Source organism: Pseudomonas sp. NFACC04-2 (assembly GCF_900119265.1).
GTDB lineage: Bacteria > Pseudomonadota > Gammaproteobacteria > Pseudomonadales > Pseudomonadaceae > Aquipseudomonas > Aquipseudomonas fluorescens_AA.
On the sequence record NZ_FPJC01000039.1, the window covers coordinates 1 to 12,833 of the forward strand.

At 63.0% G+C, this 12,833-nt stretch carries 13 protein-coding genes; 7 read left to right on the forward strand and 6 right to left on the reverse strand.

All coding sequences use genetic code 11. From position 1 onward, the window contains the following. Positions 1-255, forward strand: a 255-nt coding sequence (locus tag BT125_RS27615; protein WP_139271820.1) for an integrase core domain-containing protein, incomplete at its 5' end; no start/stop codon positions are given. Positions 256-326: 71 nt separating this feature from the next. On the opposite strand, the gene BT125_RS27620 is transcribed toward BT125_RS27615, so the two are convergent. From BT125_RS27620 to BT125_RS27640, 5 genes are all read right to left on the reverse strand, one after another. Next, a complete protein-coding gene (locus tag BT125_RS27620; RefSeq protein WP_162491262.1) occupies positions 327-1,643 on the reverse strand; it encodes a Na+/H+ antiporter family protein in 1,317 nt (438 codons plus the stop codon). Between the two features lie 244 nt (positions 1,644-1,887). Further along, positions 1,888-3,201: a sensor histidine kinase gene (locus BT125_RS27625; RefSeq protein ID WP_072412285.1), complete on the reverse strand. Its 1,314-nt coding sequence runs from the start codon at positions 3,199-3,201 to the stop codon at positions 1,888-1,890. Next, positions 3,198-3,866: a response regulator transcription factor gene (locus BT125_RS27630; protein WP_053123507.1), complete on the reverse strand. Its 669-nt coding sequence runs from the start codon at positions 3,864-3,866 to the stop codon at positions 3,198-3,200. Before BT125_RS27630 ends, BT125_RS27625 begins: the two co-directional genes overlap by 4 nt. Continuing rightward, positions 3,866-4,177 carry a PepSY domain-containing protein gene (locus BT125_RS27635; protein WP_072412287.1) on the reverse strand — a complete coding sequence of 104 codons (312 nt, stop codon included), beginning with the start codon at positions 4,175-4,177 and terminating at the stop codon, positions 3,866-3,868. Before BT125_RS27635 ends, BT125_RS27630 begins: the two co-directional genes overlap by 1 nt. After that, positions 4,177-4,485, reverse strand: coding sequence for a PepSY domain-containing protein (locus BT125_RS27640; RefSeq protein WP_072412289.1), 309 nt, complete (start codon positions 4,483-4,485; stop codon positions 4,177-4,179). Before BT125_RS27640 ends, BT125_RS27635 begins: the two co-directional genes overlap by 1 nt. A gap of 231 nt (positions 4,486-4,716) precedes the next feature. Between BT125_RS27640 and BT125_RS27645 the strand changes: the two genes are divergently transcribed. From BT125_RS27645 to codA, 5 genes are all read left to right on the forward strand, one after another. Continuing rightward, positions 4,717-5,796, forward strand: a complete 1,080-nt coding sequence (locus BT125_RS27645; RefSeq protein WP_072412291.1) for a hypothetical protein — start codon at positions 4,717-4,719, stop codon at positions 5,794-5,796. Positions 5,797-5,879: 83 nt separating this feature from the next. Next, complete coding sequence (gene queD, locus BT125_RS27650; RefSeq protein ID WP_025212792.1) at positions 5,880-6,236, forward strand: 6-carboxytetrahydropterin synthase QueD; 357 nt, start codon at positions 5,880-5,882, stop codon at positions 6,234-6,236. A 178-nt stretch (positions 6,237-6,414) separates the two neighbouring features. Beyond that, positions 6,415-7,245, forward strand: a complete 831-nt coding sequence (locus BT125_RS27655; RefSeq protein WP_072412293.1) for an alpha/beta fold hydrolase — start codon at positions 6,415-6,417, stop codon at positions 7,243-7,245. A 275-nt stretch (positions 7,246-7,520) separates the two neighbouring features. Beyond that, on the forward strand, positions 7,521-8,792 hold the full coding sequence (gene codB, locus BT125_RS27660) for a cytosine permease (protein ID WP_072412295.1): 1,272 nt from the start codon (positions 7,521-7,523) through the stop codon (positions 8,790-8,792). Between the two features lie 12 nt (positions 8,793-8,804). Further along, positions 8,805-10,052: a cytosine deaminase gene (codA, locus tag BT125_RS27665; RefSeq protein WP_072412297.1), complete on the forward strand. Its 1,248-nt coding sequence runs from the start codon at positions 8,805-8,807 to the stop codon at positions 10,050-10,052. A 195-nt stretch (positions 10,053-10,247) separates the two neighbouring features. Here codA and BT125_RS27670 read toward each other — a convergent pair whose 3' ends face one another. Then, positions 10,248-11,240, reverse strand: a complete 993-nt coding sequence (locus BT125_RS27670; protein WP_072412298.1) for a diaminopimelate epimerase — start codon at positions 11,238-11,240, stop codon at positions 10,248-10,250. Positions 11,241-11,473: 233 nt separating this feature from the next. On the opposite strand from BT125_RS27670, the gene BT125_RS27675 reads away from it, so the two are divergent. Beyond that, complete coding sequence (locus BT125_RS27675) at positions 11,474-12,625, forward strand: MFS transporter (protein ID WP_072412300.1); 1,152 nt, start codon at positions 11,474-11,476, stop codon at positions 12,623-12,625. The last annotated feature ends 208 nt before the right edge of the window (positions 12,626-12,833 follow it).

The following is a 12,833-nucleotide window of genomic DNA, read 5'->3' on the forward strand; positions in this document are numbered from 1 at the left end:
CACAAATTCAGGAATGAAATGCGTAAGCATGGACTCCTGCAAAGCATGAGTCGCAAAGGTGAGTGCTGGGACAACGCCCCGATGGAGCGTTTCTTTGGGAGCCTGAAGTCAGAGTGGGTACCAGAAGATGGCTACAGCTCGGAGCATGAAGCTCGTGTGGATGTGCAGCGTTATGTGATGCGTTACAACAACGTCAGACTCCATAGCTACAACGACTACCGGTCGCCTGTAGCTATGGAGAAACTGGCGGCATGAAACCGTAACTGGTGTCCAAAATTAGTTGACCAGTTCAGCTTGCTCGCGATTGAAGCGATTCGGTCTTGAGGCTACAACACCATCGCCGCCACCCAACCAAACGCCAGCAGCGGCAGGTTGTAGTGGATGAAGGTCGGGACCACGGTGTCCCAGATGTGATGGTGCTGGCCGTCGATGTTCAGGCCGGAGGTCGGGCCCAGGGTCGAGTCCGAGGCGGGCGAGCCCGCATCGCCCAGGGCGCCGGCGGTGCCGACGATGCAGACGATCGCCAGCGGGCTGAAGCCCAGTTGCAGGCACAGCGGCACGAAAATCGTCGCCAGGATCGGCACCGTGGAAAACGACGAGCCTATGCCCATGGTCACCAGCAGCCCCACCAACAACATCATCAGCGCGCCGATGCCCTTGTTGTGGCCGATCCAGGCCGCCGAGGTTTCCACCAGGCTCTGGACTTCACCGGTGGCCTTCATCACTTCGGCAAAGCCTGAGGCGGCGATCATGATGAAGCCGATCATCGCCATCATCTTCATGCCTTCGGTGAACAGGTCATCGGTCTCGCGCCAGCGCACCACACCCGATACCGAGAAAATCAGGAAGCCGACCAGGGCGCCAATGATCATCGAGTCGACCAGGAGCTGGATGGCGAACGCCGCGACAATCGCCAGCCCCGCCACCAGCAGGGTCATGGGGTTGTAGCGCACCGCCACCTGCTCGACCCGGGCGATCCTCTTCAGGTCGTAGACGCGTTTCTTGCGGTAGCTGAACAACGACAGCAGCAGGCCGAACACCATGCCCAGCGCCGGGATACCCATGGCGTGGGTGACGTTGATGCCACTGACGTCCACGCCGCTGCGGGCGATGTTGGCCAGCAGGATTTCGTTGAGGAAGATATTGCCGAAGCCCACCGGCAGGAACATGTAGGGGGTGATCAGGCCGAAGGTCATGACGCAGGCGATCAATCGGCGGTCCAATTGCAACTTGGTCAGCACATAGAGAAGCGGCGGCACCAGCAGCGGGATGAAAGCGATATGGATCGGCAGAATGTTCTGGGAGGCGACCGCGACCGTTCCCAGCAGGCCGATCAGCACCCACTTGACGCCCGTGCCGCCGGCGGCGTCCTGGCGATCCACCAGGGCCAGGGCTTTGTCCGCCAGGGCGTGGGCCATGCCGGACTTGGCAATCGCCACGGCGAAGGCTCCGAGCAAGGCGTAGGACAGCGCCACCGTCGCACCGCCACCCAGGCCAGCATTGAACGCCTTGAGTGTCGCCTCGATCCCCAGGCCACCCGTCAGGCCACCCACCAACGCGCCGATAATCAGCGCGATTACCACATGCACACGGGACAGGCTGAGCACCAGCATGACGCCAACCGCGGCAATTACTGCATTTATCATCGTTACCTCAAAGCACAGCGATGGAAAGCCACCGGACAAAAAGGTCGCGACTTTGCAGCAAGCGACGGCAAGCTGCAAGGGCCGTGGGGCGGGTTTTCAAGTCTCGCGATATTGACGACCACCACCGCCCCCCTGTGGGAGCTAGCTTGCTCGCGATGGCGTCCGTTCAGCCACATAGATAGCCACCGATAGATTGCTATCGCGAGCAAGCTCGCTCCCACAGGGGGGCGGTGCCATGAGATCAGCGCTTGGGCAACTCGATCACGACCTTCAATCCACCCCACTCGCTGTCGTCCAACGCCAGCATCCCGCCCCAGGTGTCGACGATGTCCCGCACGATGCCCAGACCCAGGCCGTGTCCATCGGTCTGTTCATCCAACCGCGTGCCGCGGCTGAACACCTGGTCGCGACGGTCCGCGGGGATGCCCGGGCCGTCGTCCTCCACGGCCAGGCTGAAGCCCTCGGCCGTCTCGGTCATGGTCAGGCGGACCTCGGCATCGGCCCATTTGCAGGCGTTGTCCAGCAGGTTGCCCAACAACTCCAGCAGGTCTTCACGGTCCCAGGGCAGGTGCAGGCCTGGCGGGGAGATGTAGCTCAGGTGCAGGTGTTCACCGTGGATCATGTTCAGCGTGGCCAGCAACCCAGGCAGTTCGGCGTCGCAGTCCAAGTGCGCGCCGGGCAAGGCATCGCCGGACAGGCGGGCACGGTTGAGTTCGCGGTTCAGGCGCTGGCGGACCTGCTCCAGTTGATCGAGAAACAGTTTGCGCAGCTCGGGATACGGGTCAAGCTTCTCGCTCGACGCCAGACTTTGCAGCACCGCCAACGGGGTTTTCAAGGCATGGCCGAGGTTGCCCAAGGCATTGCGCGAACGCTTGAGGCTGTCTTCGGTGTGGGCCAGCAGATGGTTGATCTGCGCCACCAACGGTTCCAGTTCCCGGGGCACCTGCTCATCGAGTTGCGAGCGTTGCCCACGCTGCAATTGAGCGATTTGCTCTCGGGCCCGATCCAGTGGGCGCAAGGCACGGTGCACGGTGATGCGTTGCAATAACAGAATCAACAACAACCCCGCCAAGCCGAGGCCGAGGCCGATCTGCTGCATCCGCCGGAAACTGTCACGCACGGGTGTGTAGTCCTGGGCCACGCTGATGGAAATCGCCTGGCCCAGCCGTCGATAATCGGTACGCAGCACCAGCAGCTTCTGGCCCTCGGGGCCCAGCTGCAAGTTGCTGTGCAGGCCGGGGTGGTCGAGCCGAGGCAATTCCTGGTCCCACAGGGAGCGGGAACGCCAGTGCACATCGGCAAAATCAATGCGGAAATAATGCCCGGAAAACGGCCGCTGATAAGCCGGCGACAGGCGGCGCTCATCCAATTGCAAGCCCTGCGGGCCGCGCACCAGGGCCACCAGCAGGTTCTCGCTGTCATTGCGCAGCCCCGCTTCCAGGTAACGCTGCAGGCCCAGCTCGAACAACCACAGACTGGTTTGCGCCAGGACCAGGCCGACCACCACCATCACACTGATCAGGCCCAGGCTCAGGCGCCGCTGGATGGATCTCACTGCGCCTGTCCGCCGAACAGGTAACCCTGGCCGCGACGGGTTTCGATCACGCTGCGCCCCAGCTTGCGCCGCAGGTGATTGACATGGACTTCCAGCACGTTGGAATCGCGCTCGGTCTCACCGTCGTACAGGTGCTCGGCGAGATGGCTTTTGGAAAGGATCTGCTCGGGATGCAGCATGAAATAGCGCAACAGGCGAAATTCGGCGGCCGTGAGCTGGATGTCGGTGCCGTCGCGGACCACGCATTGGCGACTCTCATCCAGGTGCAATCCGGCAGCCTTGAGCGTCGGCTGGTTGACCTGGCCATGGGAGCGGCGCAGCAGCGCCTGGATCCGCAGGTGCAGCTCCTCAGGATGAAAGGGTTTGGTCAGGTAGTCGTCGGCCCCGGCCTTGAGGCCCTCGATACGCTCGGCCCAGGAACCGCGGGCGGTGAGGATCAACACCGGCGTGGCCAGGCCGCCAGCGCGCCATTGGGCCAACACGTCGAGCCCCGGCACGCCCGGCAGGCCGAGATCGAGGATGATCAGGTCGTAGGGCTCGCTGCTGCCCTGGTACACCGCGTCGCGACCATCGGCCAGCCAGTCGACGGCGTAACCCTGGCGTGCAAGCCCGGCCATCAGTTCATCGGCCAAGGGCACATGATCTTCCACCAGAAGCAGGCGCATCAGTCTTCCTTATCTTTGAGTAAGCGGCCGGTTTTGGCCTCCAAGTCCAGTTCGCGCACCACGCCGTCGGTGTCCAGCAGCTCGACCTCATAAATATAGACGCCGTGTTTCTCCTCCAACTCGGCTTCCAGCAGCTTGGCGCCGGGGTGCAGATCCAGTGCCTGTTGCAGCAGGTGCTCGAGCGGCAGGATCACACCCTGCTGACGCAGTTGCAGGGCCTCGTCCTGATCCAGGTCCCGGGCCATGGCCAGCGAACAAAACGCCAGCAGCACCAGCGTCCATCGGCTGCGGGCGCATAAATTAAGCTTCATTACAGATCCTGATGATTCTTGAGTACCTTGCCGTCGGTGGCGTCCAATTCCAAGTCCCACTCGATGCCCTTCGTATCGCGCAGGTCCACCTGGTAAATGTACTTGCCGTACTCTTCGTCCAGCTCGGTATCGGTCAAGGTAGCTCCAGGGTGCTCGGCCAGGGCAGCGGCGTCGAGTTCTTCAAAGGACAGGATGGTACCAGCGTCTTGCAGTTTGCGGGCTTCGTCCGCGTTCAGGTCTCGTGCGTGAGTCAGGCTCGTACCGAGGGCCATGAGGGTCGCGATGAAAAAGGCAGTCAGGCGGTTCATGGGTTGTCTCCTTTTTATAATCTTTCACGGGGCGACTGTATCGGGGTGAACTTAACTGAAACTGAATCGCCATCATGGGACCCACATCAATAATGTGGGGGCGAGCTTGCTCGCGATGGCGGTGGGTCAGCTTGTAACGATGCAGGATGTGCCGCCGCTATCGCGAGCAAGCTCGCTCCCACAGGGTCTTGTGTCGTTATAATCATCCGCCTGTACGCATTCGAGACCGGTATGACCGCCATTCACATCAAACTCCCCGCCCTCACCCTCAAGGCCGGCCCCCGTGCGTTCGGGCGGATTCGCCAGGCCGGCTTGAACGCCGCCGACGTCGGCATCCTGCCCGGCGCCGCCGGTGGTCCCAAGGCCCTGGGCATCCAAGGGCTGGACCTGGCGCTGTTCGGCCAATGGCTGCCCGCCGCACCCCGGGAACGCTCGCTGATCGGGGCCTCGGTGGGAGCCTGGCGCTTCGCCAGCGCCTGCCTGCCGGACGCCGCCGAGGGGATCCGGCGCCTGGGCACCTTGTACAACGAACAAAGCTTCGCCAAAGGCGTGACCATGGCCGGTGTCAGCCAGAGCTCACAGCGCATGCTCGACGACTTGCTCGACGGCCGCGACACCTCGATCCTCGATAACCCGCGGTACCGGCTCAACATCATGGTCGTCAAGAGCCACGGCCTGCTCGCCCAGGATCATCGCGGCCGGCTGGGCCTGGGCTTATCGTCGGTGATCGCCGACAACCTTCGGGGCCGTGCCCGGCTGTCGCGGCATTTCGAACGGTTGATCATCCATGACCCGCGCCTGGCCCCGCCCCTGCATCCGCTGAATGACTTTCCGTCGCGTTTCGTTCCGTTGGCCGCCGGCAACCTGCGCCAGGCCCTGCTGGCGTCAGGCTCGATCCCGATGGTGATGGAAGGCGTGCGCGACCTGCCGGGCGCCGGTGCCGGCACCTACCGCGATGGCGGTCTGCTGGACTACCACCTCGACCTGCCCTATAGCGGCGAGGACATCGTGCTCTACCCGCATTTCACCGATCGGGTCATTCCCGGCTGGTTCGACAAGGGCCTACCATGGCGCCGGGGCAGCGTCGACCGTCTGCAGGACGTGCTATTGCTGGCACCGTCCCGGGAATACCTGGCGCGCCTGCCTTACGGCAAACTGCCAGACCGCAACGACTTCAAGCGCTTCATGGGCGATGACTCGAGCCGCCGCAAATACTGGCGCACGGCGATGGACGAGAGCCGCCGGCTCGGTGACGAGTTCCTGGAGCTGACGGCCAACGGTGGCTTGGGCGAGCGTTTGCTGACCCTTTAGTCAGCACGGTCGCGCAACGCCGTTATCAAACTGATAAACTCCGCCGCCTGCCTCGCGACCGCTACCTTAAAGAGCCCGAACCTGTGGAAATCTTCAAAGAATTTACCTTCGAATCCGCCCACCGCCTGCCCCACGTGCCGGAAGGCCACAAGTGCGGCCGCCTTCATGGCCACTCGTTCAAGGTGGCGATCCACCTGAGCGGCGATATCGATCCGCACACCGGCTGGATTCGCGATTTCTCGGAGATCAAGGCGATCTTCAAGCCCCTCTACGAGCGCCTGGACCACAACTACCTCAACGACATCCCTGGCCTGGAAAACCCCACCAGCGAAGTATTGGCCAAGTGGATCTGGAATGAGTTGAAGCCGTTGCTGCCGGAGCTCAGTGCCATTCGCATCCACGAGACCTGCACCAGTGGTTGCATCTACCACGGCGAATAAAACCTGTGGTAGCGAGCTTGCTCGCGATGACGGCGGCACATTCAACACCTAGGTGACAGACAGGCCGCAATCGCGAGCAAGCTCGCTCCCACAGACTCGGCTGCCATCACTGTGTTCCTGTCCCGTCAGCATTGGCCTATGCTTGCTCCCCTGAGCCATTTTCAGGGGAGTATCGAGCATGACCCACTGGCCGCTGGATCAAACCTACGACTTCAACGGATACCCCATCCGCTACGCCATCCACGGCGATGGCCCGCCGTTGGTGTTTGTCCATGGCACGCCCTTCTCTTCCTACGTGTGGCACCGGATCGCCCCGCTGTTCTTCGCCACCCACCGGGTGCATTACTTCGACCTGCTGGGGTATGGCCAATCCGCGCAACCCGACGCCGACGTGTCCCTCGGCGTGCAAAACCTGTTGCTCGCACAATTGCTGGAGCATTGGCGCCTGGACTGCCCGGACGTGGTGGCCCATGACTTTGGCGGCGCCACGGCCCTGCGCACGCACTTGCTCAACGGCAAGGATTACCGCAGCCTGACCTTGATCGATCCCGTGGCGCTGTCGCCCTGGGGTTCGCCCTTTGTGCAGCATGTCCGCCAGCATGAAGCGGCCTTCAGCGGCCTGCCCGACTACATTCAGCGGGCCATCGTGCCCACCTATGTCCGCGGCGCGATCAAGCGGGTCATCCCCGACGAAGCGTTGGCGCCCTACGTGCAGCCGTGGCTCGGCGAGCCGGGCCAGGCAGCGTTCTACCGGCAGATCGCGCAGATGGACGAACGCTACACCCGTGAAGCCGAGGGCCTGTATCCGCACGTGCGCTGCCCGACCCAGATCCTTTGGGGGGAGGATGACCAGTGGATCCCCATCGAACGCGGCCGGGCTCTGCAAAGGATGATCCCGGGGGCACAACTGCATCCCGTTCCGAACGCCGGGCACCTGGTTCAGGAGGACGCGCCGGAAGCCATCGTGGCGGCGCTGTTGCGGTTTTTGCCATTGTCCTCTTGCACCTGAAGAAACCGCATCCCTGTGGGAGCGGGCTTGCTCGCGAAGGGGGTGTGTCAGCCAATATATTCGTACCTGACGCACCGCATTCGCGAGCAAGCCCGCTCCCACAGGGGATCTGCATGCGCAATGAGATCTGTGTTCCAACTTGAATCACTCGCGCACCGCTTTCGATCCCTGCGCCCACCCAATCCTCAGAATTGTCTATAAATAATCTCGCGATCACTCGTTTGGCACGGCCGCTGCACGCTTGCGATATTCCCCTCATCCGCAAGGACCGCCACATGACTCAGAATGATCCGGGCAACGACTACCCCTTGAGCGAAGTCCCGATGCATGCTCGCAAGGGCCTGGCCTCCACGGCCATGGTGCTGCTGGGCTTCACCTTTTTCACCGCCACGATGTTTGCCGGCGGCAAGCTGGGGGTGGCGTTCGGTTTTGCCGAGATGCTCACCGTGATTGTGATTGGCAACCTGCTGCTGGGCCTCTATGCCGCCGGCCTGGGTTACATCGCGTTCAAGAGCGGACTCAATTCGGTGTTGATGGGACGTTTCTGTTTCGGCGAGGTGGGCAGCAAGCTCAGTGACTTGATCCTGGGGTTCACCCAGATCGGCTGGTACGCTTGGGGCACGGCGACGGCGGCAGTGGTGCTGGGCAAGTATTTCGAATTGAGCGAGAGCACGGTGCTCGGGTTGATGGTGCTGTTCGGCCTGGGATTCTGCGCCACCGCCTACATCGGTTATCGCGGGCTGGAAATCCTTTCGTACATCGCCGTACCGGCCATGATGTTGCTGCTGATGCTGTCGATGTGGGTGGCAACGGTGAAGGTCGGCGGCTTCGATGGCTTGCTGGCGGTGGTACCGACGGGCAGTCTCGATTGGTCCACCGCCATCACGCTGGTGTTCGGCACCTTCGTCAGCGGCGCGACCCAGGCCACCAATTGGACACGCTTCTCCCGCTCGGCGAAGGTCGCGGTGCTGGCGAGCCTGATCGGCTTCTTCCTCGGCAACGGCCTGATGGTGCTGATCGGCGCCTACGGGGCCATCGTCTATCAGCAACCGGACGTGGTCGAAGTGTTGCTGCTGCAGGGCTTCGCCATGGCGGCGATGGCCATGCTGCTGCTCAACATCTGGAGCACCCAGGACAACACCATCTACAACTTCGCCGTGGCCGGTTGCAACCTGCTGCGCACCCGCCGGCGCAAGACCGTGACCCTCGGCGGCGCGGTGATCGGCACGCTGCTGGCCCTGTTCGGCATGTACGATCTGCTGGTGCCGTACCTGATTCTGCTGGGCACCGTCATCCCACCGATTGGCGGGGTGATCATGGCCGATTTCTTTTTCCGTTGGCGCGGTCGCTATCCTCGCCTGGCCGAGGCGCAACTGCCGGCGTTCAACTGGCCCGGGCTGTTGGCCTATGGGCTCGGCACACTCGCCGCGTTCAATTCGCCATGGGTCGCGCCACTGGTAGGAATCGCCACCGGCGCGCTAACGTATGTGTTATTGATCGGCGTAATGGGTACTCGCACCGCTGATACACCTCTACAAGACCTATAAAGGATTTGCCCGATGCACATCATCAACGCCCGCCTGCGCAACCGCGAAGGCTTGCATGAACTGCACCTGGAAAACGGACTGATCGCCAACATCGCCCGCCAGACCGAAGCCCCCAGCCTGGGCCCGGAAGACCTCGATGCCGGCGGCAACCTGGTGGTCCCGCCCTTCGTCGAGCCGCACATCCACCTGGACGCGACCCTCACCGCCGGCGAACCGCGCTGGAACATGAGCGGCACGCTGTTCGAAGGCATCGAGTGCTGGGGCGAACGCAAGGCCACCATCACCCAGGAAGACACCAGCACCCGCGCCAAGAAAACCATCCAGACCCTCGCCGCCCATGGCATCCAGCATGTGCGCACCCACGTCGACGTGACCGACCCAGAACTGACGGCCCTGAAAGCGATGCTGGAAGTGCGCGAGCAAAGCCGTCACCTGATCGACATGCAGATCGTCGCGTTTCCCCAGGAAGGCATCGAGTCCTACCGCAATGGCCGCGAGCTGATGGAAGAGGCGATCCGCATGGGCGCCGACGTGGTGGGCGGCATTCCCCACTTCGAGTACACCCGCGACCAGGGCGTCAGCTCGGTGAAATTCCTCATGGACCTGGCCGAACGCACCGGTTGCCTGGTGGATGTGCATTGCGACGAAACCGACGACCCGCACTCGCGCTTTCTCGAAGTGCTCGCCGAAGAAGCCCGCAGCCGCGACATGGGCGCTCGCGTCACCGCCAGCCACACCACGGCCATGGGCTCCTACGACAACGCCTACTGCGCCAAGCTGTTCCGCCTGCTCGGGCATTCGGGCATCAGCTTTGTCTCTTGCCCGACCGAAAGCATTCACCTGCAGGGGCGTTTCGACACTTTCCCCAAACGCCGTGGGGTCACTCGGGTCAATGAACTGCTCGAAGCCGGGATGAACGTGTGCTTCGGCCAGGACTCCATCGTCGACCCGTGGTATCCCCTGGGCAACGGCAACATCCTGCGTGTGCTGGAAGCCGGGCTGCATATCTGCCACATGCTCGGCTACCGCAACCTGCAAAGCGCCCTGGACCTGGTTACCGACAACAGCGCCAAGGCCATGGCCTTGGGCGAGCGCTACGGGCTGGAACCCGGCCGCCCGGCGAACCTGCTGATCCTGTCGGCGGACAGCGACTACGAAGTGATCCGCAGCCAGGGCTTGCCGCTCTACTCGATTCGCAATGGCGAAGTGCTAATGAAGCGGCAGATGCCGGTGGTGGAGTTTGCCCCGCAACTGGGCTGACACCCCTAAACCTTGCTCGCGAGAGTGTTTCAGTTGCATTGATGTTGGATGTGCCACCGTCTTCGCGAGCAAGCCCGCTCCCACACTGGGTCAGCGCCGCACACATTTTTTGTTCACTGAAGATCAACTGTGGGAGCGGGCTTGCCCGCGAAGGCGTCATCGTTCGCACAACAGAAACATCTGGAGCATTGAAACCTAAGGTACGAACCGAGCAGCGCCGAACAAACTCACCCGCACCAACTTCCCACCCTGCTCCTCCAGCAAAATCGGCGCAGTGCCGCCAGGCATCACGACATTCACCGGCCCCGCCTTCACCCAGCCCACCCGCCACGCAGCACTGGCCACCGCGCTGGCACTGGTGCCCGAGGACGCGGTTGGGCCTTCGCCGCGCTCAAACACCCGCGCCGCGATTCGCCCTTCGGCTTCCAGACTGGCCCATTGCAGATTCACCCCGGCGGGGCACGGCAGCCCGGCGCCACCCGGGGCGGCATAGGCGATGCGAACCAGGCTTTGCGACAGCGCCGCAGCACGCATCTGCGAATTGCTCGGCAACGCCTCGGCACCGTCCAGCAGCGTCACGCAATGAGGATTGCCAATGTTCACGAACTGGCTGTTGCCCCACGCCGGGTTCAACCGTTCAAGCGCCGCCACACGGCTGACATCGCACTGGTTGAACATCACACTCTCAACGTCCTGGGCACCGACGGCACCAGGCCCGAACAGCGGTTTGCCCAGGTCCAGCCAGAAACCTTGGGCACCTTCGAATTCAGCGGCGCGGACCGAGGTTTGCAGCGGTGACAAGCCGTCGGGTTTAGCGTGATGGACCTGCAGCAAGCAATCACCGGTCCCTGCCATCAAGCCCTGCTCTTGCAAGGCCTGGGAGAAAATCGTCAGGCCATTGCCGCTGCGCTCGGCCAGTGTCCCATCGGTATTGACGATCAACAGATCAAAGGGCGGTTCACTCTGGAACGGGCCAATCAGCAACCCATCACTGCGATGCGTCTTGGCATCCGGCGGCGCCTCACCCGGCGCCCAGGCGCAGAACGCGTGCACGGCCGCCGTTGCCCAGGACTCGCGGGTCTGCGCGGCCTGGGCAGCCGACTGAGGCAGACCGATGCCATGGCCACGGACCTGCTGCGGTGAAACGACTCCATAGATATTGCCGCGTGCGTCGTAGAACGGTGCCATGCATCGGGTCCGGAGGAAGCTAGGAGGGGCCGGTAGTTTAGGCGAAGCCTGCTTCATACAGCCAAATCTTTGCGCCATAACCTGGCTGGTGAATCAGGATCAATGACCCGTGCCGTCCAAGGAGGGTACTTCAGGGCTTTGGCACCTTGGGGTCGCGGTGCGGTCAGTGGATGTGCAAGCATAGGCCCCTGCTTGCCTGCACCACCGCACCGCACGAAAACCAAGGACGTTTCATGACTGCCATTACGCCCCCGCCCACCTTTGTCCCCGGACGCCTGGAACAGATGTCCACCCGCATCGCCTACCTCATCGCCGGCATCGGCATCGCCGCCTGGGCGCCACTGGTGCCTTACGCCAAGGTGCGGGCGAACCTCGATGAAGGCACCCTCGGCTTGCTGCTGTTATGCCTGGGGGTCGGCTCGATCCTGGCGATGCCGATTTCCGGTGCGCTGGCGACGCGGTTCGGCTGCCGTCGGGTGCTCAGCGGCGGCACGATTCTGATCTGCCTGGCGTTGCCGTTGCTGGCGACAATGACTTCCCTGCCCTGGCTGGTGGCCGCGTTGTTCCTGTTTGGCGCCGGGCTCGGCACCGTGGACTCGACCGTGAACCTGCAAGCAGTGATCGTCGAGCGGGCCAGTGGCAAGACCATGATGTCGGGTTTCCACGGCATGTTCAGCCTCGGCGGGATCATTGGCGCGGCCGGCGTGAGCGCCCTCCTCGGCCTGGGGCTTTCGCCGCTGGGGGCGACGCTGGTGGTCAATGGCGTGCTGCTGGTAGCGTTGTTCAAGGCGGCGCCGCACCTGTTGGCCTACGGCAGTGAAAGCTCGGGACCGGCGTTCGCCATTCCCCATGGCGTGGTGCTGTTTATCGGCATCCTCTGTTTCATCGTGTTCCTGGCCGAAGGTGCGGTGCTGGACTGGAGCGCCGTGTTCCTGACCACCGAGCGCGCGGTGGATACCGCCTATGCCGGGCTGGGTTATGCCGCCTTCGCGCTGACCATGACCGTCGGCCGCCTGACCGGCGACTCGGTGGTGCATCGCCTGGGGGCCAAACGCGTGATCATCTATGGCGGGGCGATCGCCGCCGCGGGGTTCCTGCTGGCGACCCTCGCGCCGATGTGGCAGGCGGCGCTGCTGGGGTATGCGTTGGTGGGTGCCGGGTGTTCGAACATCGTACCGGTGCTGTACACCGCCGTCGGCAAACAGACCCTGATGCCGGAAGCGATCGCCGTACCGGCCATCACCACCATCGGCTACGCCGGCATCCTCGCCGGTCCGGCACTGATCGGCTTCGTCGCCCATGGCAGCAGCTTGAGCTTTGCGTTTGGGTTGATTGCGTTGTCGTTGGTGGTAGTGGCCGTCAGCGGGAAAGTCTTGAAGGTCTGATGCCTCCAGGAGCCTTGGCTAGCAAGTAAACCTGTGGCGAGGGAGCTTGCTCCCGCTCGGCTGCGAAGCAGTCGTAAACCAGTGGATGCGGTGTGCCTGAGGCGCCGCATTCAGCAGGTTTTGGGGTCGCTTCGCGACCCAGCGGGAGCAAGCTCCCTCGCCACTGGATTGTATTTCAGCCCCTGGCAATGTGTTCCAAGCCCCAGGG

Bases quoted from the DNA above. Each gene is read 5' to 3' on its own strand.
- BT125_RS27630 (WP_053123507.1), bottom strand. From the start codon at position 3,866: ATGCGCCTGCTTCTGGTGGAAGATCATGTGCCCTTGGCCGATGAACTG.
- BT125_RS27635 (WP_072412287.1), bottom strand. From the start codon at position 4,177: ATGAAGCTTAATTTATGCGCCCGCAGCCGATGGACGCTGGTGCTGCTG.
- BT125_RS27640 (WP_072412289.1), bottom strand. From the start codon at position 4,485: ATGAACCGCCTGACTGCCTTTTTCATCGCGACCCTCATGGCCCTCGGT.
- BT125_RS27645 (WP_072412291.1), top strand. From the start codon at position 4,717: ATGACCGCCATTCACATCAAACTCCCCGCCCTCACCCTCAAGGCCGGC.
- BT125_RS27655 (WP_072412293.1), top strand. From the start codon at position 6,415: ATGACCCACTGGCCGCTGGATCAAACCTACGACTTCAACGGATACCCC.
- codB (WP_072412295.1), top strand. From the start codon at position 7,521: ATGACTCAGAATGATCCGGGCAACGACTACCCCTTGAGCGAAGTCCCG.
- codA (WP_072412297.1), top strand. From the start codon at position 8,805: ATGCACATCATCAACGCCCGCCTGCGCAACCGCGAAGGCTTGCATGAA.
- BT125_RS27670 (WP_072412298.1), bottom strand. From the start codon at position 11,240: ATGGCACCGTTCTACGACGCACGCGGCAATATCTATGGAGTCGTTTCA.
- BT125_RS27675 (WP_072412300.1), top strand. From the start codon at position 11,474: ATGACTGCCATTACGCCCCCGCCCACCTTTGTCCCCGGACGCCTGGAA.